Annotated in this window: 24 protein-coding genes; 5 read left to right on the forward strand and 19 right to left on the reverse strand. The window is 51.4% G+C overall.

Going from position 1 to position 26,970, the window contains the following annotated elements:
* Positions 1-10: 10 nt before the first annotated feature.
* The 11 genes from dtpA to blr all read right to left on the reverse strand — a co-directional run bounded on the left by dtpA (position 11) and on the right by blr (position 9,655).
* A complete protein-coding gene (gene dtpA / locus E1B03_RS12640) occupies positions 11-1,516 on the reverse strand; it encodes a dipeptide/tripeptide permease DtpA (RefSeq protein WP_047411438.1) in 1,506 nt (501 codons plus the stop codon).
* Positions 1,517-2,129: 613 nt separating this feature from the next.
* Entirely contained in the window at positions 2,130-2,765 is a 636-nt protein-coding gene (gene nth / locus E1B03_RS12650; protein WP_103770034.1) for an endonuclease III, read from the reverse strand.
* A complete protein-coding gene (locus E1B03_RS12655; RefSeq protein ID WP_103770033.1) occupies positions 2,765-3,457 on the reverse strand; it encodes an electron transport complex subunit E in 693 nt (230 codons plus the stop codon). The genes nth and E1B03_RS12655 overlap by 1 nt, the downstream gene beginning before the upstream one ends.
* Positions 3,458-3,460: 3 nt before the next feature.
* Positions 3,461-4,081 (reverse strand): electron transport complex subunit RsxG, encoded by a 621-nt coding sequence (gene rsxG, locus E1B03_RS12660; protein ID WP_103770032.1) that lies wholly within the window; start codon positions 4,079-4,081, stop codon positions 3,461-3,463.
* Between the two features lie 9 nt (positions 4,082-4,090).
* Positions 4,091-5,143, reverse strand: coding sequence for an electron transport complex subunit RsxD (rsxD, locus tag E1B03_RS12665; RefSeq protein ID WP_103770031.1), 1,053 nt, complete (start codon positions 5,141-5,143; stop codon positions 4,091-4,093).
* Positions 5,144-7,261, reverse strand: coding sequence for an electron transport complex subunit RsxC (gene rsxC / locus E1B03_RS12670; protein WP_103770030.1), 2,118 nt, complete (start codon positions 7,259-7,261; stop codon positions 5,144-5,146). It lies immediately after the preceding gene.
* The gene (gene rsxB / locus E1B03_RS12675; RefSeq protein ID WP_103770029.1) at positions 7,254-7,832 is read right to left on the reverse strand and encodes an electron transport complex subunit RsxB; all 579 of its coding nucleotides are present in this window, start codon (positions 7,830-7,832) and stop codon (positions 7,254-7,256) included. The genes rsxC and rsxB overlap by 8 nt, the downstream gene beginning before the upstream one ends.
* Positions 7,832-8,413, reverse strand: coding sequence for an electron transport complex subunit RsxA (gene rsxA / locus E1B03_RS12680; protein ID WP_003029144.1), 582 nt, complete (start codon positions 8,411-8,413; stop codon positions 7,832-7,834). The genes rsxB and rsxA overlap by 1 nt, the downstream gene beginning before the upstream one ends.
* Positions 8,414-8,489: 76 nt before the next feature.
* On the reverse strand, positions 8,490-8,930 hold the full coding sequence (locus E1B03_RS12685) for a DUF2569 domain-containing protein (RefSeq protein WP_103770028.1): 441 nt from the start codon (positions 8,928-8,930) through the stop codon (positions 8,490-8,492).
* Positions 8,931-9,021: 91 nt separating this feature from the next.
* Positions 9,022-9,237 carry a transcription modulator YdgT gene (gene ydgT, locus E1B03_RS12690; protein WP_043016415.1) on the reverse strand — a complete coding sequence of 72 codons (216 nt, stop codon included), beginning with the start codon at positions 9,235-9,237 and terminating at the stop codon, positions 9,022-9,024.
* Between the two features lie 292 nt (positions 9,238-9,529).
* Positions 9,530-9,655 (reverse strand): division septum protein Blr, encoded by a 126-nt coding sequence (gene blr, locus E1B03_RS12695; RefSeq protein WP_003029134.1) that lies wholly within the window; start codon positions 9,653-9,655, stop codon positions 9,530-9,532.
* Between the two features lie 241 nt (positions 9,656-9,896).
* Between blr and E1B03_RS12700 the strand changes: the two genes are divergently transcribed.
* Positions 9,897-10,937 (forward strand): oxidoreductase, encoded by a 1,041-nt coding sequence (locus tag E1B03_RS12700; protein ID WP_103770027.1) that lies wholly within the window; start codon positions 9,897-9,899, stop codon positions 10,935-10,937.
* Positions 10,938-11,038: 101 nt separating this feature from the next.
* Here E1B03_RS12700 and add read toward each other — a convergent pair whose 3' ends face one another.
* Positions 11,039-12,040: an adenosine deaminase gene (gene add, locus E1B03_RS12705; protein WP_133086319.1), complete on the reverse strand. Its 1,002-nt coding sequence runs from the start codon at positions 12,038-12,040 to the stop codon at positions 11,039-11,041.
* A gap of 198 nt (positions 12,041-12,238) precedes the next feature.
* Between add and E1B03_RS12710 the strand changes: the two genes are divergently transcribed.
* Entirely contained in the window at positions 12,239-12,655 is a 417-nt protein-coding gene (locus tag E1B03_RS12710; RefSeq protein WP_048235434.1) for a hypothetical protein, read from the forward strand.
* A 44-nt stretch (positions 12,656-12,699) separates the two neighbouring features.
* Here E1B03_RS12710 and E1B03_RS12715 read toward each other — a convergent pair whose 3' ends face one another.
* The 3 genes from E1B03_RS12715 to malX all read right to left on the reverse strand — a co-directional run bounded on the left by E1B03_RS12715 (position 12,700) and on the right by malX (position 17,024).
* Positions 12,700-14,049, reverse strand: a complete 1,350-nt coding sequence (locus E1B03_RS12715; protein WP_103770026.1) for a sensor domain-containing diguanylate cyclase — start codon at positions 14,047-14,049, stop codon at positions 12,700-12,702.
* Positions 14,050-14,248: 199 nt separating this feature from the next.
* Positions 14,249-15,421 (reverse strand): MalY/PatB family protein, encoded by a 1,173-nt coding sequence (locus E1B03_RS12720; RefSeq protein WP_103770025.1) that lies wholly within the window; start codon positions 15,419-15,421, stop codon positions 14,249-14,251.
* Between the two features lie 10 nt (positions 15,422-15,431).
* Positions 15,432-17,024, reverse strand: a complete 1,593-nt coding sequence (gene malX / locus E1B03_RS12725) for a maltose/glucose-specific PTS transporter subunit IIBC (RefSeq protein WP_103770024.1) — start codon at positions 17,022-17,024, stop codon at positions 15,432-15,434.
* A 169-nt stretch (positions 17,025-17,193) separates the two neighbouring features.
* Between malX and E1B03_RS12730 the strand changes: the two genes are divergently transcribed.
* Positions 17,194-18,222, forward strand: coding sequence for a Mal regulon transcriptional regulator MalI (locus tag E1B03_RS12730; protein ID WP_133086320.1), 1,029 nt, complete (start codon positions 17,194-17,196; stop codon positions 18,220-18,222).
* A gap of 45 nt (positions 18,223-18,267) precedes the next feature.
* Here E1B03_RS12730 and E1B03_RS12735 read toward each other — a convergent pair whose 3' ends face one another.
* Positions 18,268-19,776, reverse strand: coding sequence for a YdgA family protein (locus E1B03_RS12735; protein WP_133086321.1), 1,509 nt, complete (start codon positions 19,774-19,776; stop codon positions 18,268-18,270).
* 106 nt (positions 19,777-19,882) lie between these two features.
* Entirely contained in the window at positions 19,883-21,058 is a 1,176-nt protein-coding gene (manA, locus tag E1B03_RS12740; RefSeq protein WP_103770022.1) for a mannose-6-phosphate isomerase, read from the reverse strand.
* Between the two features lie 261 nt (positions 21,059-21,319).
* On the opposite strand from manA, the gene fumB reads away from it, so the two are divergent.
* Positions 21,320-22,966, forward strand: coding sequence for a class I fumarate hydratase (gene fumB / locus E1B03_RS12745; RefSeq protein ID WP_133086322.1), 1,647 nt, complete (start codon positions 21,320-21,322; stop codon positions 22,964-22,966).
* 140 nt (positions 22,967-23,106) lie between these two features.
* Positions 23,107-24,510, forward strand: a complete 1,404-nt coding sequence (gene fumC, locus E1B03_RS12750) for a class II fumarate hydratase (protein WP_133086323.1) — start codon at positions 23,107-23,109, stop codon at positions 24,508-24,510.
* Here fumC and tus read toward each other — a convergent pair.
* Entirely contained in the window at positions 24,507-25,436 is a 930-nt protein-coding gene (gene tus / locus E1B03_RS12755) for a DNA replication terminus site-binding protein (protein ID WP_103770019.1), read from the reverse strand. The genes fumC and tus overlap by 4 nt on opposite strands.
* A 74-nt stretch (positions 25,437-25,510) precedes the next feature.
* Positions 25,511-26,812, reverse strand: a complete 1,302-nt coding sequence (rstB, locus tag E1B03_RS12760) for a two-component system sensor histidine kinase RstB (RefSeq protein WP_103770018.1) — start codon at positions 26,810-26,812, stop codon at positions 25,511-25,513.
* Between the last annotated feature and the right edge of the window lie 158 nt (positions 26,813-26,970).

The following is a 26,970-nucleotide window of genomic DNA, read 5'->3' on the forward strand; positions in this document are numbered from 1 at the left end:
TCCCTGAGAATTACGCTGTCGCGGCCTTTGAGGCTTTCTCATTGACGTCATCATCCTGAGTCATACGATTCAGTTTCGGTGCCGTCAGCAGCATCAGAACAGCGATAACCGCCGTTGCAACACCAATCTGCAGGAACACACGACCGTAGACTTCAAGGGACATCAGCGGGTCAGTCACGTTCTCTGGTACAGCCATCATGTTAGCAACGTAACCACCGATGATGTTTGCACCGGCAGTTGTCAGGAACCAGCTACCCATGATGAAGCCCATCAGGCGTTGCGGAACCAACTGTGCCACCATTGCCAGACCCAGACCGGAGATCATCAGCTCACCGATACTTTGCAGACCGTAGCAGATGATCAGCCAGTTAACGGATACGATGCCCGCGTCGGTAGCGAATTTCGCGCCCAGAGGCAGGATCAGGAATGCACCAGAGCACAGTACCATACCAATTGCAAACTTGGTCGGCATCGGCAGAGTATCGCCCATCTTGTTATAGATAGCGGCAAGGATTGGGCTACCAATGATGATCCAGAACGGGTTCAGTGCCTGGTACTGCTCAGGTTCGAAAGCAATGCCAAGAATAGAATGTTCAACGTTACGAATCGCGAAGAAGTTCAGTGAGGTTGGCATCTGGCTGTACAGTACGAAGAAGATAATCGCTTCCAGCATCAGAATGAAGGCGACGATCATTTTACGACGTGCAGCACCGTGCATGGTGAAGGCTTCTTTACCGAAGATAAACACGATACCCAGCGCAATGACGCCCAGAACCATACGTGCAATCTGCTGGTTGTGCAGCAACCAGGTTGCAATGGCGATCAGTACCACAACGCCTGCAATGGTCAGCAGCAGGTTACGGAAGTTGATCGGCTCAAAGTCAGGTTTAGAACCGTACTGTTTAACCCAGCGCTGGCAGAATGCGAAGTTAACAACGGTAATCAGCATACCTACGACGCTCAGCGCGAACGCGGTGCTCCAGCCGTAACGCGCAGCTAACCACGGCGTTGCCAGCATAGAAAAGAATGAACCGATGTTGACGGACATGTAGTACATGGTAAATGCACCATCAAGACGCGGGTCATCTTTGGCATAGCAGGTAGAGAGCAGGGAGGATGGGTTTGCTTTAAACAGGCCGTTACCGACCGCAATGGCCGCCATGCCCATATAAACGATACCCGCATCGTGACCGGACCATGCTACCAGCGCATAACCGATAGCCAGGACAATGGCACCCAGCATAATGACGCGTTTTGTTCCCAGAACTTTATCACCTAACCAGCCGCCAATGGCAACCAGACCGTACACCAGGGCGCTAAAGGACGAGAAAAGGGTGATGGAATCCGCTTCTGACATACCCAGCTGTTTCACCAGGTAGACGGCCATAATCCCTTGCAGGCCGTAATAACCAAAACGTTCCCACAGCTCAATAGAGAAAATGAGATAGAACGCTTTTGGTTGTTTGAAGGCGTTTAAACTTACGCTTTCTGTTGGTTTATTGTTTGCAGTAGACACTTTTACCTCTTTTTTTACATCCCATATCAACGGGGGTGTTCAGGTACGTGATGAGTCAAGTTCATCCGTCCGATTGTTATAGTGGGAGGGGAAACGGCAAGTAATGTTCACTATCTTGCCCCTTCAGACAAGTGGTTTGTAATAATCTGTTACATATATAATGACTGGTGAAATCGTCGGGGGTGTGAAATGTTATCTAGCGTTAAATTTCTTCATTTGAAAAATGGCAGATTTTTACACTGTTTAATCAGGTCAAAAACCGCAATGCGGCAATATGTTCTGCTATTTAAGGTTGAATCCAGTGATATAGGCCATTATCTGAAAAATAGCCAGTGTAATGTTTTGTTTAGAAACTGTGCAATTAGGTCATCTGATTGTCACTTTAACTAAAAAATAAAAAATTATTAACATTGTGTTATCTGGGTGATCTGGATCACGTATAGATAGAAATTTCTTTTACTAAAAAAACGATTAACCTGCTGAGGTGATAATACACAAGAATATTACATTAGATATGGGTGCCGGAGTGGCATCATTGTCGGCAAAAGAAACTCTGGGGAGTGCATAACTAATCGTTATGCGTGTGAGGGGCAAAGAGGATGCCCCGGCAGTATCAGATATCGACTTTCTCTTTGAATTCGCAGAGATCTTCGATAATACAGGAACCGCAGCGCGGCTTTCTGGCTATGCAGGTGTACCGGCCATGAAGAATTAACCAGTGATGACAATCGACTTTAAATTCACTGGGTACGACCTTCAGCAACTTCTCTTCAACCTGCTCTACGTTTTTACCAGGGGCGAATTGCGTGCGGTTACAGACACGAAAAATATGAGTATCTACGGCAATAGTGGGCCAACCAAAGGCGGTATTTAACACTACATTGGCTGTCTTTCGTCCAACCCCGGGCAGGGCTTCTAATGCGGCACGGTCTTCAGGCACTTCACCATTATGCTGTTCCAGCAGAATACGGCAGGTTTTAATTACGTTCTCCGCTTTGCTGTTAAACAAACCGATTGTTTTGATATAGGACTTAACACCTTCAACACCGAGCGCCAACATCGCGGCAGGGGTATTGGCGACAGGGTATAGCTTAGCCGTCGCTTTATTGACGCTGACATCGGTGGCCTGCGCGGAGAGCAAGACCGAAATCAGCAGTTCGAACGGCGATGTAAAATTAAGCTCGGTTGTCGGATGCGGATTGTTATCACGCAGGCGCGTCAGTATTTCCAGCCGTTTTGCTTTGTTCATTATACATTCCCTGTTTCACCAGCGGGAGCGTCCGCGACAGCCGCTTCGGCACGACGTTTTTTCATTTTCTCGTCAATCAGATATTTAACTGCCAGCATCAGACCCAGGCCAATAAACGCGCCCGGTGGCAGCATGGCCAGCAGAAACGGCGTATCAGTATGGAAGATCTCAACGCGCAGTACTTTGGCCCAGCTACCCAACAAGCCGTCGGCGCCATCAAATAGTGTACCGTTACCAATTATTTCACGCAGCGAGCCCAGAACAAACATGGCACCGGTTGCGCCCATGCCAATGGAGAAACCATCGAGCGCGGATAACGCAGGGCCCTTTTTGGCCGCGAATGCCTCGGCACGACCAACAACAATACAGTTGGTCACAATCAGCGGTATAAAGATGCCCAGAGACTGATACAGGCCGAAGGCGTAAGCATTGATCAACATCTGCACCGCGCTCACCACGGAGGCGATGATCATGACATAAATCGGAATGCGAATTTCAGGCGGTGTCCAGCGACGAAGGGATGAAATCGTCAGGTTCGTCAGCGTCAGGACGAGCGTAGTCGCGAGTCCCAGACCCAGCGCGTTGGTGGCGGTAGAGGTGACGGCCAACAGCGGACACATCCCGAGTAACTGCACAAGCGCGGAGTTATTTTTCCATAACCCCTGGACAATGACGTCTTTAATTTCGCTCATGGTTTATTCTCCACAGGCGCTAAGTTGAGGAAGTTGCGCGGGTAGGGTCTGCGCAAACACACCAGCGCGTTTTACTGCATTCACTACCGCACGCGGCGTAATGGTTGCACCCGTAAACTGGTCAAAGTCGCCGCCATCTTTTTTCACCGCCCAGTGGGAGTCGTTACCCGCCGCGATCGTTTTGCCGCTAAAGTGGGTTATCCAGTCGGACAGTCGCAGTTCGATTTTATCGCCCAGCCCTGGCGTTTCATGATGTTCGGTCACCCGCGTACCCAGCACGGTACCGGAAAAATCGACGCCAACCAGCAGTTGAATCGCCCCGGAATAACCATCTGGCGCCGTAGCTTCAAGAACTGCGGCAACGGGACGATCGTCCTGGCGGGCAATATACACACGATGTGTGCCTTTGCCCAACGCCGGCGCATCGACCAGATAACAACTCTCAGACAAGTTATTATTGTAGCGGTCGCCAGGCAGAACCTGATCGAACAGCGTTTTTTGCTGCAACGCGGCCTGTTCATCAATGGTGGATTTAGTTAATTGATTGATTGCCGCGGTTAACCCCGTCGAGCCCGCAGCAAACAGCGCCAGTGTAATACCGTGTTTACGAATCGTTTTCAGCATAGGGAGTCCTTAGCGATGTCCGTACACGCGAGGGCGAGTGTAATAATCAATCAGCGGAACCGTGATATTTGCCAGTAATACGGCAAAAGCTACGCCATCAGGATAACCGCCAAAACTGCGAATCAGCCAAACCAGTAGGCCCGCAAGCGCGCCAAAAATCAGGCGGCCACGGTTGGTAGTTGACGCGGTAACGGGATCGGTAAGAATAAAGAATGCACCCAGCATGGTCGCGCCGGAAAGCAGGTGCAACTGAGGTGAGGCTAGCGAATCAGGCGAGAAAATCCAGCCTAAAGTAGCGCAAACAGCGAGCGACAGCAGGAAGCTAACCGGGATATGCCAACGAATCGCTTTCTGCCATAACAGCACGATACCGCCAGCCAGCCAGGCAAGGTTAACCCATTGCCAGCCAGCGCCGGCTAGCATGCCGCTGTAGATAGGGTATTGCATCACCTGCTCAACAGTTCGTCCTGCATGCAGCGAAGTCTTAAAGGTATCAAGAGGTGTTGCCTGGCTGATACCATCAATGCCCATGCGCAGGGAGTTCATATCCCCGCCGCTGGCGGTATGTCCGCTAAAGATAACATTCAGGGCGTCAAAGAACCCTGGCACAGTAGCCGCAATTTCGTGCGGCGGCAGCCAACTGGTCATTTGTACCGGAAATGAGATAAGCAGTACGACGTAACCGATCATGGCGGGGTTAAACGGGTTCTGACCGAGGCCGCCATACAACTGTTTAGCGATGATGACGGCGAATACCGTACCTAAAACAACCATCCACCAGGGGGCGAGCGGGGGAATACTCACGGCCAGCAGCAACCCGGTGAGCAATGCCGAATTGTCTTTTAAAATCGCGACAATCGGTTGTTTACGTAGTTTAAGTACGCCCGCTTCGGCGGCGATAGCGCTGATGGCGGCCAGAGCTATCTGGAATAACGTACCCCAGCCAAAAAACCACAGCTGAGCGGCGATCCCCGGCAATGCAGCAAGTAACACCAGCATCATGATACGCGATGTCTGACGCTGGTTATGGGTATAAGGGGAGCTTGCGATTCTGAATACCATTTATTCCTCGTTTACAACCTGCTGCTGTGCGGCTTTCTTAGCCTGAGCGCGAGCAATAGCGGCCGCGACGGCGGCTTTGCGTGGATCGACTGGTTCGGCAGTTTCCGTAGTCGGTTGCTGCTCGAGCTTGCGGGCTTTGGCTCGCGCGATAGCCGCTTCCACGGCCGCTTTACGCGGATCCACAGGTTCGGCAGTTTCCGTAGCCGATTGCTGCTCGAGCTTGCGGGCTTTGGCTCGGGCGATAGCCGCTTCCACGGCCGCTTTACGCGGATCCACCGGTTCGGTAGTTTCCGTAGCCGATTGCTGCTCGAGCTTGCGGGCTTTGGTTCGCGCGATAGCCGCTTCGACAGCCGCTTTACGCGGATCCACCGGTTCGGCAGTTTCCGTAGCCGGTTGCTGCTCGAGCTTGCGGGCTTTGGCGCGGGCAATAGCCGCTTCCACGGCGGCTTTACGCGGGTCTGTACCCGCACTGTTGCCTTCAGTTTGTGGCGGATTTTCCGTTCGGGAAGCGCGAGCTTGCGCCTTACGCGCCTCGCGTGCGGCAATCACCGCGCTATTGTCAGGTTTTTCGCCTGCCTGAATGACTACTGGCTGCATTGCCTGGGCCTGTTTTTCTTTTACGCGAGCCAGGGCGGCGGCAATGGCATCGTGATCTTTAGCCGCAGGCTGAACGGCCGCGCTTTTGTGGCGCTCAAGACGGGCTGCTTTTTCGCGTTCAAGGCGCGCCTGTCGGGCTTCGAATCGCGCTTTCGCTTCGGCGGCACGTTTTTCTTCCTGGCTAATGGCGTAAATCTCGGCTTTTTCCTGACGGAAATATTGCACTAGCGGAATATTGCTTGGGCATACCCAGGCGCAAGCACCACATTCAATGCAGTCGGCGATATTATGAGCCGTCGCTTTGTCATGCTGTTGCCCTTTACTGAACCAGTAAAGCTGCTGCGGCAGAAGATCGGCCGGGCAGGCATCGGCGCATGCGCTACAGCGAATACATCCTTTCTCTTCTGGTGTTTCACCCATTTCATTGGCAGAGGGCGCCAGAAGACAGTTGGTAATCTTCACCACCGGTACATCCAGCCACGGCAGCGTAAAGCCCATCAACGGTCCGCCCATAATCACCATCTGGTCGGCGGAAGGGCAAAAGCCCGCGTCGTTGAGCAGATGACGAACAGGCGTACCTAAACGCGCCCAGACGTTGCCCGGACGGCTGACGGCTTCACCGGTAAGCGTCACGACACGCTCGGTAATTGGTTCTCCGTCAATCACCGCTCGTTTGATTGCATAGGCGGTTCCGACGTTTTGCATCAGCACGCCGATATCTGAAGAGCGCCCACCGTGGGGGACCTGCTTGCCGGTCAGGATTTGCGTTAACTGCTTTGCCCCACCTGAAGGATACTTGGTTGGGATCACGCGTAAGCTGATATCGTGTGAATCAGCCAGCACTGCGCGCAGCATGGAAATTGCCTGCGGCTTGTTATCTTCGATACCCACCAAAATTTCGCGGGGCTGAAGAATATGCGCCAGGATACGGATACCTTCGACGACCTGCGCCGCGCAGTCCTGCATCAGGCGGTCATCAGCCGTAATGTACGGCTCGCATTCAGCGGCGTTGATGATCAGCGTTTCAATTTTATCACCGCCGCCCTGTAGTTTGACGCCGGTGGGGAAACCCGCGCCACCTAGTCCGGCAACGCCGAACTGATGAATACGTGCGATCAGCTCTTCACGGCTACGGGAGCGGTAATCGATCCAGCCATCCCGTTCAATCCAGCGATCTTCACCATCGGCGTCAATGATAACGCTCAGTTCAGCGAGTGCCGAGGGATGTGCAGTAGAGTGCGGGGCAATGGCTACAACGGTACCTGACGTTGGTGCATGGACCGGAAGCATTTTGCCACGTCCGAGGGTTAACGCCTGACCACGAAGTACGGTATCGCCCACGTTTACGCACAGTTCCCCCTCAGCGCCAATATGCTGCTTCAGCGGAATAACAAAGCGTGGTGCCAGCGGAACCTGTCGCAGCGGCGTACCGTTTGACTGAGTCTTCATTTCTGGTGGATGAATGCCGCCATCAAAGTCCCAGATTTTGTTTTTTCTGAATGCAGAGAATAACTTAAACATGTTGTTCCACGGGAATGATGCGCACAGGGATAGTGTTTAAATCCCATTTCCAGCTATCTGGTGTTTCGGCTACTGGACGTAATTCGATACATTGCGTAGGGCACGGATCGACGCACAGATTGCACCCGGTGCAGAGATCGCTCATCACCGTATGCATGGCGCGCGTTGCGCCGACGATCGCATCAACCGGGCAGGCCTGAATGCACTTTGTGCAACCGATACAGTTATTTTCATCAATGACCGCCAGCATACGCACGGGCGTAACATCTTGTTCATCACCATCAATCGGCTGCGGATCAACGTTCAGCAGGGCGGCAATTTTTAACATCACCGCTTCGCCACCGGGGGCGCAACGGTTGATCTTTTCACCATGAGAGCCGATTGCCTCAGCATAAGGATGACAGCCCGGATAGCCACATTGACCACACTGGCTCTGCGGGAGAATTTCATCAATTTTCTCCACGACCGGATCGTCCTCGACGGCAAAACGTCGTGAGGCATAACCCAAAATAGCGCCGAACGCCAGACCCAGTAGACTCACTGCGGCAACGGCAATCCAGATAGCATTCATTACAACTTCACCAAACCACTAAAGCCCATAAAGGCCAATGACATTAAACCGGCGGTAATCAGCGCAATCGCATTACCGCGAAACGGCGCCGGGACGTCCGCCACGGCGAGACGCTCGCGAATTGCTGCGAACAGTACCATCACCAGTGAGAAGCCGACTGCGGCGGAAAAACCGTATAGCGCCGACTGTAAAAAGTTATGGCCGAGGTTGATGTTCAGTAGCGCTACACCCAACACCGCACAGTTAGTTGTGATCAGCGGAAGGAAGATCCCCAGCAGGCGGTAAAGTGCAGGGCTGGTTTTGCGGACAACCATCTCGGTAAACTGCACCACGACGGCGATAACCAGAATAAAAGCCAGCGTGCGCAGGTAGATAAGATTGAGTGGGATTAGGATCCAGGTATCAATCAGCCATGCGCAGATGGATGCCAGCGTCATGACAAACGTCGTGGCAAGGCCCATACCCATTGCGGTTTCCAGTTTTTTGGAAACGCCCATAAACGGGCAGAGGCCCAGAAACTTGACCAGTACAAAGTTATTGACCAGTACAGTTCCGACAAACAGCAGCAGGTAATCAGTCATTTTTCGGCCTGAAATAAAAAAGCCGCCTATTATCTGACAATCTACAACAGGCGACAACAGGTTAACTGTAGGGTTATTACGGGTTCACAAACGTTGTTTTAACGCGCTGCGAGCGTTTGAAATAGGGCACCAGAAGTGCTGCAGCCAGCAATGGGAACAGCAGTTGGCGCACGGCAAAGGCGTCCGGAACCGGTGAAAACGCAAACGCTTTAATCGCCAGCAACACGGAAATCAGCAGCCATAGAATATAATGTTTAGGCACACAGGCTCTGCGTTTGAAAAACGCAATCGTCAACCAAAGGGTGTAATACCACATGGCGATCGCGGTAATAAAGGAGACGCCCCATAACAGCAAATTTACCGTACTTTGCTCACCCAGCGTTTTGAAGGTTTGCGGTGTAGCCAGCGCAGTGGCATAAAGTAATAACGCCAGCGAAGCGCTTAACAACGCGACTAACAGCCAGGCCAGTGGCCCAAGTAGCCAGCCTCCGATACGTTGTGCCGGTGTGGTAGTCATCTCTTCTCCAGGTTTACGCGCGCAAACAGTCGTGCCATTCATTTTGGGGCAATTATTATAAAGCTTTTAACGTTGAGCGCTACTTTCTTCTTTATTGCACGTAATGCCAGACTGATTTAGGTACCTGACCGACGTCAAACAGACGGCCTCCTGAGATAAGCTCCGCACGGCGATGATCTGCGGCACGGTACATATTGATAATGTCGCTATCGTCAGTCAGCGTGTAGTTAAGATGGTCGAACAGTTTTTCCAGACTATCGAGTGAACTGATTTTGCGGAATTTTAATAAGTAATCCTGAACAGTCATAAATGCAGATCCATATAAATAAAATAATACCAACGGAGTAGAAAATATAAAAATAAACAACGTGCACAGGTAAAAGCGGATTTACGTGCAAGTGTAAGAAGAGTGTTCATACCTGTGAAAAAGCAGGCGCTATGCGCACCTGCGACAAGGGTAACGCGCTTCGCCAGCTCAGGCAATATGCAGCCGGGCGGGATGCGGCATAACTCGCTTTTTTTGACAGAATTCGATCTTTTGCAGCCAAACCCTGCAGCCACTACATGTTAATTGCCGGGTGATAAAAGACTGCCGATGCTTATTTCTTCTGCACAGCAGCAACGGGCTCCGGTGGCTGGTAATTGTCAATATGATTGGCAACGCCCAGCAGGATCACGGAAACGGCGAGAACAATCCAACCTGTTAATTCAATAAGACGATTCATTACTGATGACATTTGCTTTGATTTATCCTTAAACACAGGCTGCAAATGTTACTAATCTCTCAATAATTCAGCAAGATGATTGGGAACGATTTCTACCTATTTTTCGCTGCAAGTTACGCATAAGTGGCATATGTTTGACTTAAGTTAAGAAACACCCTTTGTAGCGCAAAGGTTATTAAACTATTGAGACGTTGCAAGGTATGGTGTGAAATAGGTCAGTCCTGAATTGAGAGGCAATAACATGAGTGACAACATCCGCGTTGGGCTAATTGGCTATGGTTATGCCAGCAAAACCTTCCATGCCCCCCTGATTGTGGGCACACCGGGCCTGGAACTGGCTGCGGTTTCCAGTAGTGATGAAGCAAAAGTGAAGGCAGACTGGCCTACGGTGGCGGTTGTTGCTGAACCAAAGCATCTTTTTAACGATCCAAATATCGACCTGATAGTGATCCCCACGCCCAATGACACGCACTTCCCGTTAGCGAAGGCTGCGCTGGAAGCGGGCAAACATGTGGTTGTTGATAAGCCTTTTACCGTGACACTGTCACAAGCTCGTGAACTGGATGCGCTGGCGCGCAGTCTCGGGCGCGTGCTGTCTGTGTTCCATAATCGTCGCTGGGATAGCGATTTTCTGACGCTGAAAGCCTTGCTGGCGGATGGCGTATTGGGAGAAGTGGCGTATTTTGAATCCCATTTCGATCGTTTTCGCCCGCAGGTTCGTGACCGTTGGCGTGAACAGGGCGGCCCGGGAAGCGGCATCTGGTACGATTTAGCACCGCATCTTTTGGATCAGGCGATTAACCTGTTTGGTTTGCCCGTCAGTCTGACGGTAGACCTTGCCCAGTTGCGCCCCGGTGCGCAGGCGACGGATTACTTTCATGCCATCCTGACGTATCCGCAGCGTCGAGTGATTCTGCACGGTACCATGCTCGCTGCAGCAGAATCGGCCCGTTATATTGTGCACGGATCGCGTGGCAGCTATGTGAAGTATGGTCTTGACCCGCAGGAAGAGCGTTTGAAAAATGGCGAGCGGTTGCCTCAGGAAGACTGGGGCTATGACATGCGCGATGGCGTATTGACGCGAATAGAAGGTGAAGAGCAGGTTGAAGAGACCTGGCTTACCGTACCGGGTAACTATCCGGCGTACTATGCAGGCATTCGTGACGCGCTAAACGGTAACGGTGAGAACCCGGTTCCGGCAAGACAAGCTATCCAAATCATGGAGCTGATTGAGCTGGGTCTTGAATCAGCGAAGCATCGTTCGACGCTGTGCCTTGCCTGATTACGCTAATGCCGGGTGGAGATGTACTGGCATTTTATCCGGCCTACAATGAAACCCAACGTAGGCCGGATAAGCGTTAGCGCCATCCGGCACTTTATACGTTACGCTGCGCCGACTTTCTCGCGTAAGGCACGTTTTTCTTCGTGACTCAGAAATGCCATTTCCAGACCGTTGATTTGCGCCTGGCGGATCTGTTCGCGCGTTAGTCCTGCTGCGGGTGCGGCAATGGTGTACTCATGAATAATATCCACACCCTGAACAGCCGGATCGTCCGTATTCAAACTGGCTAATACCCCGTGCTCAAGGAAGGTTTTCAGCGGATGGGTTGCCAGTGAGGCAACGGTGCTGGTCTGAATGTTCGATGTCAGGCAGGATTCGATGCCGATACGGTGCTCGGCGAGATAATCCATCAACGCACGATCTTCAACGGCTTTAACGCCGTGACCAATTCGCTCGGCGCCCAGCTCTTTAATGGCCTGCCAGATGCTTTCTGGCCCCGCGGCTTCGCCCGCATGCACGGTAATACGCCAGCCAGCGTCGCGTGCCTGGTTGAAGTGCGACAGGAACAGACTGCCAGGGAACCCCAGTTCGTCACCAGCCAGATCCAGAGCCGTAATATGGTCTCGGTGGGCTAACAGCGCATCCAGTTCCTGCAGGCAGGCAGCTTCGCCGAAGGTACGGCTCATAATGCCAATTAGGCGTGCTTCGACGCCAAATGTCTTGCAACCCTCGCGTACGCCGGCAATAACGGCCTCAACCACGCCCGCGACGGGGAGCTGGTGCGCCATCGCCATATAGCCTGGTGAAAAACGTAATTCTACATAGTGCAGACCGTTACGTGCGGCATCCTCAATATTCTCAAACGCCACGCGGCGGCAGGCATCCAGCGAGCCCAGTACCTTCACGCCCCAGTCGAGCTTGGATAAAAAGCTCACTAAATCCGGCTCAGTGGAGGTCACTTGCACATGAGGGATCAGCGTTTCCAGCGTTTGTGCCGGAAGGGGTAAATTGAACTGACGACCCAGATCCAGGATCGTTTGGGCACGGATGTTACCATCAAGGTGGCGATGGACGTCGGTAAGGGGGAGAGAAGTATCAATCATGGTCGCACTCGTGTTTTTAGGTAAAGTGCAGGCCATTATACAACAGAAATATGTTCCTCTAAAAACTTTAAAGTTTTATTTTTATCAGATATTGATTGAATAACATCGCTAATAGCGAAAAATGGACACTTTCCAGTTTATGAATGCGCGATAAGGTATGTTATAAAAAACACAATAACGAATGAGGGTATTAATAAAGTGAAAAGTGTAAAACTAATTGTCAGTACAATGTTCTGTGGAAGTTTACTTCTGGCAACTGTGCCTGCGCATGCTGCGTATAAAGCGGATGAAACGCATGTTATCCAGTTTAAGAAAGGTACCAGTGGCGCAGATATCAAGGGTACAATTACGGGTGATAAAACAAAAGATTATACGTTTGTCGCCAAAAAAGGGCAGACCATGCAGGCAGTTCTGAAAAGTGCATGGCCTCATCCGTTCATGAGTATTATTGCGCCGGGCGAACAATTCATTTTTGATGGCATGATGAGCGGTGATACATATAAAAATACGCTACCTGCCAGCGGTAAGTATACTATCAGAATATATCAAAAAGGTGCGGCGAAAGATGAAGGTAAAACTAACGCATTCCAGCTGCACATGAAAATTACCAACTGATAATGAGGAAAAGATCGCCTGAATGGCGATCTTTTCCTTTGCTATTAAATATTTTCGTCAGAATAGGCCACAACGCAATTGCGTCCCTGGTTTTTTGCCTTATACAGGGCGCGGTCGGCGCAATCGGCGAGTCTTTCCGCAGCCGCACTGTTTTCCACGGAGGTTACTATCCCCAGGCTAATGGTGATGATGCGTGGAAAGTCACCGTCGGTTGTTGCCTGGGTTTGTTGTTCAACATGTTTTCTGATCCGCTCGGCAATGTTAAACGCTGCATCGGCATTCGTTTCAGGTAGCAAGACGGCAAACTCTTCTCCACCAATACGCGCAACGATGTCGCTGCGTCGACTTAACCGCTGCATAATTTTCGCCAGCCTGATAATCACCCGATCGCCTTGCAAATGTCCCCATGTGTCATTAACTGATTTAAAAAAATCAATGTCGCAAAACACAATACTTAACGGCTTGTGGGGAGATGAAGTTTTAACTTCGTTGCTTAATGCGTTATAAAAATATCCGCGGTTATAAAGTCGGGTCATCGGGTCGCGAACTGAGTTTTCATAGGATAATTCATAGGCTTGTCGTGAAGATTTATAGCGTTTGAAGATATCCGACATGAGCACGATCATCACGACCATCGCGCTGAGACATTCCAGTCCTCTGGCCAGATACCATCCGGCGGAATCTATGTGAGTGTACTTCAGCATAATGATGACACTTAACAGGTTGCTGAGAGCAACCAGAGACATGCTGACCCAAAACTGTGTTTTTAGGCGAGTTAAATTTGCCCCTAGCAACATAATGCTGGTCCACAATATGATCAGGATATAAATAAAACTTCCACGCCAGGGGCGCAACCATTCGAATGTATCTGTATCAACTAACTGAAAGGCGATTGGCGTAACGCGAATGGAATAGAGGGTAGCCATTACCAGGTGTACTACGCTCCACACGTAAGTTGCATAAATTATTGTTTTGCTGCATTTTCCTTTTTTATGCTTGAATCTGTACAGATAATATGTAGCAAAAAACAACCCCGTAATTAACATATTTCTCATAAAATATAAAACAGCAATGTCGTTGTAGATAACACCGGGGAGACCGTTTTTATAAAAATAAATATAGAGGGCGAGAAATAAAAAAAGACCCGAGCAATAGAATGCGCAGGCCAGGGGTAAAAGGTATTTTTTGTGTCGATAACTCATGTAATTCATCGACATAAAGCAACCTATCTGGATATGCAATACGCCAGCGAAGGTGGCAATAACGGGATAAAAAGAGAGACTGTAGCGCTGGTTATTGAAAGGGATAAACCACAAACAAATAGATGCTGTTAGTGATAAGAGTAAAAAAAAAGTTAAATTCTTTTTTCGAATGTTTGTTTGTGTTGTATTCATGGTTTTTATGTATATAAAACAGCGCGATATTTCACGCCATCTTCTCAGCTTTATGTTTTGTATTTTTGATTTTTATTGCGGTGAATTTTTTACTGAAAGGAAAGGAGCTCAGGAGGGGAGCTTTAAAACATGCGATGCAAAATAGATTTGTTTGTTAATTGAAGACGTTGCGCAATGAATTTTCATTGCGCAACTCTATTTAACGTATTGTGCGGATGGCGTTAATCAGCCCCTGAACGCCTTTTTCAAGCTTAGAACGCGGGCATCCGGCATTGAGGCGTACAAAACCACGACCTTCTTCTCCGTAAGTGTATCCCGGCATAATGGCGACTTTCTGCTGGTGGATGAGCGCATCCTGCAGTGCATGGTCATCAATATTGAGCGGGCGCAGGTCAATCCATGCCAGATAGGTGGATTGTGGAACCTGCCAGTTGAGTTCGGGGAATGCGGCATTGAGCTCACGAGCAACGTAATGCAGATTACTGGCAAGATAATCGCGCAGCGCATCAAGCCAACCAGCGCCCTGTTGATAAGCCGCAATATGCGCGCTAAGTGCCAGTACCGCAGGTGATGAAAGGCCATCGCGGCCTTTTAACGCACTGAGGTAATCGTTGCGGCTTTGCGCATTCTCAATAATCCCGTAAGCCCCGGTTAACGCTGGAATATTGAAACTCTTTGAACCGGAGGTGAGCAGCGCCCAACTGTCGCGTGCGACGTTACTCCACGGGATGTGCGGCTGGTCTCCCCATACCATATCCATATGGATCTCATCGGAAATGACTTTTACACCGTGGCGCTGACACAGTTCTGCCATGGTTTCCAGTTCGTTACGCGTCCACACTTTGCCCGTGGGGTTTTGCGGGCTGCAAAGCAGAAGAATCTTGCTTTCAGGTTGAGACAACGCTTCCTCCAGTGCAGCCATATCGCAAAACCAACCGTCAGTACGTTTTGCCAGCCCGACAGCGCGTACCTGGCGCTGATTACCTTCAATCGCTTTATAAAACGCATCGTAAGCCGGCGTATGGATCACCACCGCATCGCCCGCAGAAGACCACTGGCGGATCAGTTCCGACACCATATAGATGACCGAGGGGCCATAAACCAGCGACTCAGGATCGATTTTGGAATTGTGTCGCGTTAGAAACCAGTGGCTAATTGCCGCCAGAAACTCATCATTTTTCCAGCGGCTGTACCCCAGCACGCCATGTGACAGGCGCTGAGTTAGCGCCTCCAGAATGCAAGGTGCGGTGGCAAAATCCATGTCGGAGATGGTGAACGGCAGCAGGTCGGCTGAACCAAAACGGTCGGCAACGTAATCCCACTGAGTACACCAGGTACCGTGCCGGTCCACAACCTTTGAAAAATCAAACATATTGTTGTCCTTACGCCTGTACGGTATTCATCAGAACCGAGATCTCGTCTTTCACTGACTGGACCTGCGGACCAATAACTACCTGGAGGTTATGCTGATTGAGTTGTACTACGCCAATGGCACGATTGTCCTTCAGAGCCTGAACGTTAACAAGCGACATATCTTTTACTGACAAGCGCAGACGAGTGATGCAGTTATCCAGACTGACTATGTTATCGGCACCACCCAGTGCCTCCAGAATGGCGGGGACGTTGTAACCGGATTTACCCGGCGCTCCAGCCATGACTTTTTCGATATTGCTGGCAATTTCTACTTCACGACCCGGCGTCTTGAGATTAAAACGTGTGATGGCGAAGCGGAAGATCACGTAGTACACCGCGAACCAAATAGCCGCTACTACAGGGACCAAATACCACTTGGTGGACAGTCCGTGCAGGATGCCGAACACCACGAAGTCAATCAGGTTACCGTCCGTGTTACCGATAGTGACGCCAAGAACCGCCATCACGGTGAAGCCAAGACCGGTCAGCAGGGCGTGGATAACATACAGAACCGGGGCGACGAACAGGAATAAGAACTCGAGGGGTTCGGTGGTACCGCCGATGACACAGGCAATCAGACCAGAGATTAATAACCCTTTAATTTTATGACGATTTTCAGGGCGTGCACAGTGGTACATGGCTAATGCCGCACCCGGTAAACCACCGAGGAATGCCGGCATTTTACCCTGGGACAAGAAGCGGGTTGCGCTTTCAGAAAAGCCTTGCGTGGTTGGGCAGCTCAGCTGAGCCTGGAAAATAGTCAGTGCACCGCTCACGCTATGGCCGCAGACTTCCTGTGTGCCGCCGGCTTCGGTGAAGCGAATGAGTGCCACCAGAATATGGTGAAGACCAAAAGGCAGCAGCAGACGTTCACCGGTACCGAACAGCATAGGACCAAATTCACCCGCGCTGTTGATGATGTGGCCGAGTCCGGTAATGCCCATGGCGAAAACTGGCCAGATCAGAGGAATGACCAGCCCGACAAGTCCCATCACCACTGAGGAGATAATTGGCACAAATCGCGTACCGCCGAAGAAGGCCAGCGCATCCGGCAGACGAATGTTGTGGAAGCGTTCATGCAGCATCCAGACGATGATCCCGGCAATAACCGCGCCGAGGATCCCTGTGTCGATCGACTGGATCCCCAGAATATTTTGCACGTTGTTGGCTTTGAGGATCGCCGCATCCGTGGTGGGTAAGATACCTTTGGCAGTCAACCAGAAGTTGACGGCAAGGTTCATGACCGCATAACCAACAAAACCGGCAAACGCCGCCACGCCTTTGTTCTCGCGCGCCAGTCCCAGAGGAATGGCAATACAAAACATCACCGGCAGGAAGCTAAACGCAAATGAGCCAACTTTACTCATCCAGGTAAAGATGGCCTGAAGCACCGGATTCCCCAACGCTGGGATCAGCGTTAAGACATCATGGCTGCTCAACGAACTGCCGATCCCCAACATGATCCCGCAAAAAGAGAGCAGCGCAACGGGCAGCATAAAGGTTTTGCCCAACTGCTGGAAAAATTCCCATAACGTTATTTTTGGTGTGGTTCTCGCCGTCATCAAACGACTCCTTGTAAAAGCTGGCTGACTAATGATGGCGAGAAGATAAAACGTTTTACCTAATTTTAGTGCGGTATAAATCACATTATCGAATGATAATAGGGCGTATAAATATAAGTGATTGATAAAACGTTTTATCCGTCACGTTATCGGGGAGTTTGCTGTTTTTATGGCTATAGCCAAAAAAATAACCATTCATGATGTCGCGCTGGCTGCGGGGGTTTCGGTCAGTACCGTCTCATTGGTGCTCAGTGGAAAAGGGCGAATTTCATCAGCGACCGGTGAACGGGTGAATGCTGCTATTGAGCAACTGGGGTTTGTGCGTAACCGCCAGGCATCTGCGCTGCGCGGTGGGCAGAGCGGGGTAATTGGTTTGATTGTGCGCGATCTGTCTACGCCGTTTTATGCCGAGTTGACGGCGGGGCTGACGGAAGCGTTAGAAGCGCAGGGGCGCATGGTCTTCTTACTGCACGGTGGTAAGGATGGCGAACAGTTGGCGCAGCGTTTCGCGATGTTGATCAACCAGGGGGTTGATGGCGTGGTCATTGCCGGAGCAGCCGGCAGTAGTGACACACTGCAACGACTGGCCGCTGATAAAGGGATCCCGGTGGTATTTGCATCCCGAGCCAGCTACATGGATGACGTTGACACCGTCAGGCCCGATAACATGCAGGCTGCGCAGTTACTGGTTGAACATCTCATTCGTCACGGACATCAGCGAATTGCCTGGCTGGGGGGGCAGAGTTCTTCATTGACCCGGGCTGAGCGCGTCGGCGGTTATTGCGCCACGTTGCTAAAATATGGTTTACCGTTTCATAGCGACTGGGTGCTGGAGTGCTCATCCAGCCAGAAGCAGGCTGCAGAAGAGGTGACGGCGCTGCTACGGCGCAATCCGACAATCAGCGCGGTAGTGTGCTACAACGAAATAATCGCCATAGGTGCCTGGTTCGGCCTGATGAGAGCTGGTCGTCAGAGTGGTGAAATTGGCGTAGACCGCTATTTCGAACAGCAAATATCGTTGGCCGGTTTCGCTGATGTGGCGGAAAACGCGCTGGACGATATCCCCATTATCTGGGCTTGCACGCCCGCGCGTGAAATGGGATACACCCTTGCAGAACGTATGCTACAACGCATTGGTCACGATGAAGGTCATTCGCGCAATCTAACGCTTTCCGCTCACCTGGTGGCAACTGAATAAAAAAAACCCGATAACACTGTTATCGGGCCTGTTGTACAGACGTTATTACTGTTGCGGAATGGCAGGAACGTCCGGCTCTGTGAGCGAAGGCATGCCGAACATGCCAACAAACTCATCAAGCGGCATTTTTTGTCCGTTCAGCGTCACCTGGCCGTTTGCGTATTGCAGGCTGGAGCCGATAACGTTGTCCTGCAGCGTAGTAATACGGAACATCTGACCCATCGCCGCGAGGCCATTAACCTGTTGCTTTGCCAAACCCGCCGCTTCTTCCTGCTGATACCCTTCCAGTTTGGCAATCTGCGTCATGAACTCAGTCGCCATATCGACAGGGATGGTCAGTTTAGCATCCAGCGATTTGACAGAACGATCCACTTCCTGGGCCAGGGTTTGTGGTTCCTCGGTGTTTGCGGTCGGATCTTTTAGCAGCAGTGACAGATTAAATGCGGTTTCCCCTTTTGCGTTCTTCCAGCTCAGCGGGGCAATGGTGATAACCGGTTCGCCTTTCATCAGGATTGGCAGCGCATTAAAGAAGGCTTCAGTGACTTTCTGCTGATAAAGCTCAGGATTTTGCACTACATCAATCTGCGCCATCAGCGCTTTGGTTTGGGCGCTATACTGCTGGCTGAACTGGTGCAGCGCTTCACCATCAATCTGGCCCACTTTCAGCGTCAGCTTACCGCTCCCCATATCCTGGCCCTGCAGTTTAAGGCTGTTGAGGGTGTAATCCAGTTGGCTGTTAACGGTTTTGCCATCGTTGATCAGATCGGATTTGCCATCAATACCCATGCCTTCCAGAACCGCCAACTCTTTACCCTCGACTGAAATCGACAGCTTTTCGAGTGATAATTTCTGATCGCCGATGCGCTCACCAAAGCTGGCGATGCTGCTGGAACCTTCAGTTTTTAGATTATTGAAAGTAACTTGTACTTTCTGATCGTACTCATTAACCGCATTAACCAGGCCACTTTGCGCCTCACCAGTCAACGACACTGCATTACCATCTTTGTCTGCTGTGAACTGGAATTCCCCGCCGCTGAAGGCCACTTTTTCGTCGCCTTTCTCATAGTTCAACGGTTTGAGGGAGAGATCGGAACGGGTATCCCCGCTGTAGCCAATACGGGAGTTAATGACAAATGGCGTCTCGCCTTTGGCAATATCAAACAGTGGTTTGGTAACGTCGTTATTCACCAGCGTTGTTTTCACTGAGGCCATAGCAGGGACAAGATTCAGTGATTTCAGTTGCGCCAGCGGGAAAGGACCGTGATCCACGGTTTCATTCAGGACGATGCTTTGTCCTGGTTTCAGCCAGGAATCTGGCTGCCCGACGATGGGTTTGACCACCAACTGCAGTTGGCTATTGAACACGCCGCGCTGGTAGTTCTGATAACTCAGTTCAATGCCCGCCTCAGGGGAGTAGCGTTTTAACTGATCGTTTGCCTGAGTTACCATCTCGGCGAGATGCGTTTCGAGTTTTTTTCCTGTGTACCAGGCGCCGCCCGTCCAGACGATACCCAGTGCAACCACCACACCCGCAGCTACCAGCGATTTTTTCATTTTGATATCCATAAAATAAAACCAGGCGTTTGAAGACGCCTGGAGGAGTGACATGTCTTAAACTCACTACAGCTTAGCAAGAGTTGTTAAAAATATCAGTATCTTGCTACAGCTTGTTATAAACCCGAGCTAAACGGCCCTTGCCGCTGACGTTTACCGGCGATTCATTTGCGCTGATAAAGGCCGACTCACCCGGCAACAGGACCAAACGCTGCTCGCCTTTGCTCAGCACGGCTTCTCCCTCAATGCAGAATAAAATAGCCGCACTTTGCTGGCTGATTTCTGCATCACCGACGGTCAGTTCATGTAGGGAGAACGCGAAATCATCGACCGGAATGGGGAAGTCCAGTTCGCCATCCGTCTTAACCGGTGTGGTCAGCAACTGGTTTGCAGGCTTGGCGACAAACTTAACGTTGGCGACCAGCTCAGGGATATCAATATATTTTGGCGTTAGTCCGGCACGCAGCACGTTGTCTGAGTTAGCCATTACCTCAAGCGCCACACCTTGCAGGTAGGCGTGTGGTGTTTCGGCAAACAGGAACATCGCTTCGCCTGGATTGAGCTTCACCACATTAAGCAGCAGCGGAGAGAAGAGCCCGCTGTCGTTCGGGTAGAAGTCGGCTACCAGGCGAATGGTTTGCCAGGGTTCACCCTGCTGGCTGTTCAACGCCGATTTCAGGACCGCCAGCGCATGGGATTTCTCCTCATCTTGCATATTCAGCAAACTGGCGAAAAGATAGCTCAGACGTTCTGCGCCTGGTTCCTGCAGGAAATGCGCAATAGCCGGATGCGCGGCGGAGACGGGCTGTAACAAGGCAACAATGTCAGAGAATTCGCGAAATGCATTCATCGCCAGGAAAGGCGTTAAAGCAAAAACCAGTTCCGGTTTGTGGTTAGGATCTTTGTAGTTACGCTCGGCGGCATCCATCGGGATCCCGGCTGCGTTTTCTTTGGCAAATCCAATTTCAGAGTTGTGCTTATTAGGATGAACCTGAATCGAAAGAGGTTGCGCGGCGCAGAGAACTTTAAACAGGAAAGGCAGTTCACCAAAGCGTTTCGCAACGGCATCGCCTAGCAGTGCGGTTTTATCGCGTTCGATGACATCGCGTAGAGCGATCGTCTGGCCGTCAGCGCCCATAACCTGCGAACTGCTTTTCGGATGCGCACCCATCCACAGCTCAGCCATCGGTTGCTGAGTGGGGTTGGCAATCCCATAAAGTTCCGTTAACGCAGTTTTACTTCCCCAGGCGTAATTTTGCACTGAGTTGATGAGTTTTTGCATTCTCAAGCCCTGTTTCAATGTGGAATTTTCTGCGGCTATTAAACCAAGAAACCCAGAGGGAAGTAACCTGCACATGTAAAAAGTCGTACTTGTCTCAGTTTTTGTTAAAAAATTGTGTAGGATATGGTGACTCGCTTTTAATACCCTGAGCAATTCCGGTTGCAGAAACCTTTCTTTCTACATTCCGGCCTGCGGCAGGGAAGCAGGGCAATGGAACATCTGCCCAGAGAATAACCAGACCGAGCAGTAAGTGAGAGCACAATGTCAAACAAACCCTTTCATTATCAGCATCCTTTCCCCCTCAAAAAGGATGATACCGAATACTATCTGCTGACCAGCGAACATGTCTCCGTTGCCGAATTTGAAGGGCAGGAGATTGTTAAAGTAGAACCACAAGCCTTAACTCTGCTGGCCCGTCAGGCCTTCCATGATGCGTCGTTTATGCTGCGTCCTGCGCATCAACAGCAGGTGGCCGATATTCTGCGAGACCCGGAAGCCAGCGAAAACGACAAATATGTGGCGCTGCAATTCCTGCGTAACTCGGACATTGCGGCTAAGGGTATTTTGCCTACCTGTCAGGACACCGGAACCGCGATAATCGTAGGTAAAAAAGGTCAGCGCGTCTGGACCGGCGGCGGTGATGAAGCGGCACTGGCGCGTGGTGTGTATAACACTTACATCGAAGACAACCTGCGCTATTCACAAAACGCCGCACTGGATATGTATAAAGAGGTAAACACCGGTACTAATCTGCCTGCACAAATAGATTTGTATACTGTCGATGGCGACGAATATAAATTCCTGTGTATTGCCAAAGGTGGTGGTTCGGCGAACAAAACCTATCTGTACCAGGAAACCAAAGCGCTGCTCACGCCGGGCAAATTAAAAAACTACCTGGTTGAGAAGATGCGTACGCTGGGTACAGCGGCTTGTCCGCCGTATCACATCGCGTTTGTTATTGGCGGTACGTCAGCGGAAGCGACGCTGAAAACGGTGAAACTGGCCTCTGCGAAATACTACGATGAGCTACCGACCGAAGGTAACGAACACGGTCAGGCATTCCGCGATGTGGAACTGGAAAAAGAATTGCTGATTGAGGCGCAGAATTTGGGGCTGGGCGCGCAATTTGGCGGGAAGTACTTCGCTCATGACATCCGCGTGATCCGTCTGCCGCGTCACGGCGCGTCGTGTCCGGTTGGTATGGGCGTTTCTTGCTCAGCCGATCGAAATATCAAAGCTAAGATCAACCGCGAAGGTATCTGGATCGAAAAATTGGAGCATAATCCTGGAAAATACATACCAGAAGAGCTGCGCCAGGCAGGAGAGGGTGAAGCGGTGCGCGTTGATCTCAATCGTCCGATGAAAGAGATCCTGGCCCAGCTGTCTCAGTACCCAGTTTCTACGCGTTTGTCGCTTAACGGTACAATCATTGTTGGCCGTGATATTGCGCATGCGAAACTGAAAGAACGTCTGGATAACGGCGAATGTTTGCCGCAGTATGTTAAAGATCACCCAATCTATTACGCCGGTCCGGCAAAAACGCCGGAAGGCTATGCATCTGGTTCGCTTGGCCCAACTACGGCCGGGCGTATGGACTCGTATGTTGATCAGCTTCAGGCCGCGGGTGGGAGCATGATCATGCTGGCGAAAGGCAACCGTAGCCAGCAGGTGACCGACGCCTGTCATAAGCATGGCGGTTTCTACTTAGGCAGTATTGGCGGCCCAGCTGCGGTATTGGCCCAGGGCAGCATCAAGAGTCTGGAGTGTGTCGAATACCCGGAACTCGGGATGGAAGCTATCTGGAAAATTGAAGTGGAAGATTTCCCGGCGTTTATCCTGGTCGATGACAAAGGCAACGATTTCTTTAAGCAAATTCAGACGTCGCAGTGCGCACGCTGCGTTAAGTAACGTCAGCCGCCCTTCGGGGCGGTTTTTTTATCGCACGAACCACCAAACGACAGATTAATCCTCGTTAATACTCATAAGACCAATGCAAATGGGCAATGTCGAAACATAACCTAATCAATTGTTAATGTAAGGAGCAGGTAATGGTAACGGTACGCCGCGAGAATGATTCAATGGGCGCAATTGATGTTCCTGCCGATAAGCTTTGGGGCGCGCAAACCCAACGTTCGCTGGAACATTTTCGTATCTCTACGGAGAAAATGCCGGTCTCGCTGATCCATGCGCTGGCGCTGACAAAACGCGCCGCTGCAAAGGTTAACCAGGATCTCGGGCTGTTGGCGGAGGATAAAGCCAGGGCTATTATGCAGGCCGCAGATGAGGTGTTGGCGGATAAACACCGCGAAGAGTTTCCACTGGCCATCTGGCAAACCGGCTCTGGCACGCAAAGCAATATGAATATGAACGAGGTGCTGGCAAACCGGGCCAGCGAATTGCTGGGCGGTGTACGAGGGATGGAACGCAAAGTACACCCCAATGATGATGTTAATAAGAGCCAAAGCTCGAATGATGTCTTCCCAACCGCGATGCACGTTGCCGCGCTGCTGGCGCTGCGTAACTCTCTGATCCCGCAATTAAATGTGTTGACCAAAACGCTTAATGATAAGTCTCACGCTTTTGCCGATATCGTCAAAATTGGCCGCACGCACCTGCAAGATGCAACCCCGCTTACGCTTGGCCAGGAGATTTCCGGCTGGGTAGCCATGCTCGAACATAACCTCAGACACATTGAAAACAGTTTACCTCACGTGGCGGAACTGGCGCTGGGGGGAACCGCGGTAGGAACCGGGCTGAACACCCATCCGGAATATGCTCGCCGGGTCGCGGATGAACTGCGGGTTATCACTTGTGCGCCGTTCGTTACCGCACCGAATAAATTTGAAGCGCTGGCCACCTGCGATGCTCTGGTTCATGCCCACGGCGCGCTAAAAGGGCTGGCGGTGTCACTGATGAAAATCGCCAACGATGTACGCTGGCTAGCATCCGGCCCGCGTTGCGGTATCGGCGAAATTTCGATTCCGGAAAATGAACCGGGCAGTTCGATCATGCCGGGCAAGGTCAATCCTACCCAGTGTGAAGCGCTGACCATGCTGTGCTGTCAGGTAATGGGCAACGATGTCGCCATCAATATGGGCGGGGCGTCAGGTAACTTTGAGCTCAACGTTTACCGGCCGATGGTTATCCACAACTTCCTGCAGTCGGTACGTTTGCTGGCTGACGGTATGGAAAGCTTTAACGAGCACTGCGCGACGGGAATTGAGCCCAACCGTGAGCGAATCGATCAATTGCTCAATGAGTCGCTGATGCTGGTGACGGCGCTCAATACCCATATCGGGTATGATAAAGCGGCTGAAATTGCCAAAAAGGCGCACAAAGAGGGGCTGACGTTAAAAGCCTCCGCTCTGGCGCTGGGATATCTCACCGAAGCGGAGTTTGACAGTTGGGTACGCCCGGAGCTGATGGTTGGCAGCATGCGGCCAGGCAGTTAATCAGCAACGTACAGGTGCAGCCGGGGAATTACCAATCTCAGCGGCTGCGCCTGAGGTTTAAAACGATGCTGAACATTGTCGGCATCGTAATTCAGTAACTCGCCGATATCCGGTACGGTCATGCCGTTCTCGTTGTTGAGGAGCGCGATCAATGGCGTAGGGCAGGCATACTGTACCTGCTTTTGCTCTCCTTTGTACCAGACGCGGGCGATGGGCTGCACTTTTACCGGTCGTTTGATCTTCAGGCGGGCATGTTGTCCCAGGGCGGCGACATCCCGATATTCCCGCTCAAGCTTTGCCTGCCACTCTTCACGCGTCCAGGGATGCACGCTGCGTGGTGACGCCAGGCTTTTTTCCAGTTGCTGCAGAACTTCATCGCGTTTCAGATTTTTAATAATGTGCTTGTTGGCCCAGCCGAAGCGCAGAGTAGCAGGGTCTCTGACCAGGGTGAGCGTGCGATAGGCATTCAGCGTAATCAGTCCCGGCAGGTGGCGATGCACCCATTCGAAACGCGCCGCCGACGCCAGCCCGGACTCCACCGTGACGATACGCTCGAAGGTCGTTTTTAGCTGGTTAATGCGTTGTATTTGTTCTTCCAGAACACGGTGGCTAGCGCTATCCACCTGATAACACAACACACCAGGCAGGCGGACGGCCGCTTTGCTGCTCCGATTCTCGGATTGTTGCTGGATAAACAGGTGACGATAGTGGCCTAGCGCCAGCGTTTCAGCCTCTTTGCCTAAATGCTGCTTAACATCAATGCTTTGTAATGGGGCATGCTCTGCCTCCTTGACCACTTCCGGTAACGAGAAGACGCGCGCAACCAGCAGCGTCTGCTGCAACAGGTTTTCGTTCAGAAGCGCCAGCGCTTGTTCCATCTGGCGGAAGGTGCCGTTCAGGCGGTCGACGAGATCGTAACGGGCCATAGGTTTACCATTTTAGTTACAACATACTTTTTTTATAGCACACCATCCGCCACCTGACCACCGAGCAGTCTGAGTCAGGCAGCTGAAATTTCAGGAATGTTATGCCAGACGGGCCAACTGAAACAAAAGCGGGCTCCGCCAAGTTCACTTTCATCGCAGACGACCGTACCGCCCATAGCCAACGCAATTGAGCGGACGATGGCTAACCCTAGCCCGCATCCACCAGTTGCCCGGTCACGGCTGGGGTCAAGGCGAACAAACGGTTCAAAAATTTGTTCGCGGGCGTCTGGAGCAATACCGGGCCCGTCGTCTTCCACAACCAGCGTCGCCTGATTGCCGTTCAACATCAGGCTCGCTTGAACTGTAGACTGGCAATAGCGCAGGGCATTATTCAGTAGATTATCCAGTACGCGCTCCATCAGGCGCATATCCAGCGCACCGTAATCACCGCTCTGGAGATGGCGTAAGCGCACCGCCCGCTCAGGATTCACGCTTTGCACATCCTCCAGATGGGTTGTCAGCCAGACAGGGAGGTCAGGAACGCTAAGCTTCAGTTCATTTTGCGGACGGTCCAGTCGGGCGTAGGTCAGTAATTCTTCGATCAACGCTTCCAGTTGGCCGATATCTCGATTTAACGCCTGAGATTCCTGCACGGTGAGGTTATCACTCATTTCCAGCCGGTAACGTAAGCGAACCAGTGGGGTACGCAGTTCATGGGCGATGCCATCGATTAGTTGTTTCTTACTGGCGATTAGCGCATTGATATTGTCCGCCATCTGGTTAAATGCCACACCCAATCGCTCGAAGCTGGAACCATTGTCAAAATGGAGGCGTTCGCCCAGATGTCCTTCGCCAAAACGTTGCGCAGCGGCCTCCAGTCGGAGCATCTCCTGCCAGTGTGGGCGCATCCAGATAAGCACCGGGAATGCCAGCGAGATGGCAATGAACGCCATCAGTGCGATGTCCAGCAAACGCATTTGATGGAGAAAATAGAGATAGGGGACCGGACCGACGGCCAGCACATAGTGGCTGCGAGGGATCCGTTGAATAAACGTATATTGATCGTCAAGCGCAACGATATCGCCTTCTCGCAAACGCTGCATAGTTGGGGCGTCCAGCGTGTACTTATTCAGCGGTTCAACGCGCAGGTCAAAAGAGAGGTTTAAATCCATCTCCTTCAGCGTTTTCCCCCAGTCGCGTGGCGGGATCTCACGCAGCTCACTGCGCATCAGGTATAGCGAGCTTTTCATTAAATCGTCGAGCGACTGTCTGCCTGCGCGTTCTGCGGTGAATTTGTATACCAGTCCGACCAGCAGGGTCATTACCAGAAAGCAGACGAACAGTAACAGGTAAAACTGCACAAACAGCTTCTTCATAAGAAATCACCAGGTGCTCAATAAGTTAGCTAATGCGCGTTTCCCTTTGTAGGATACTGTTGTATCCGCCGATGCACGGATTCAAAAATTCAATCCGATCAACACCGAACGCGCTTATCCTGGCAGAGTACACTGTATGAACCCTTTCTGCATTCTCG

Origin of the sequence: Citrobacter arsenatis, from assembly GCF_004353845.1 — a bacterium.
GTDB lineage: Bacteria > Pseudomonadota > Gammaproteobacteria > Enterobacterales > Enterobacteriaceae > Citrobacter > Citrobacter arsenatis.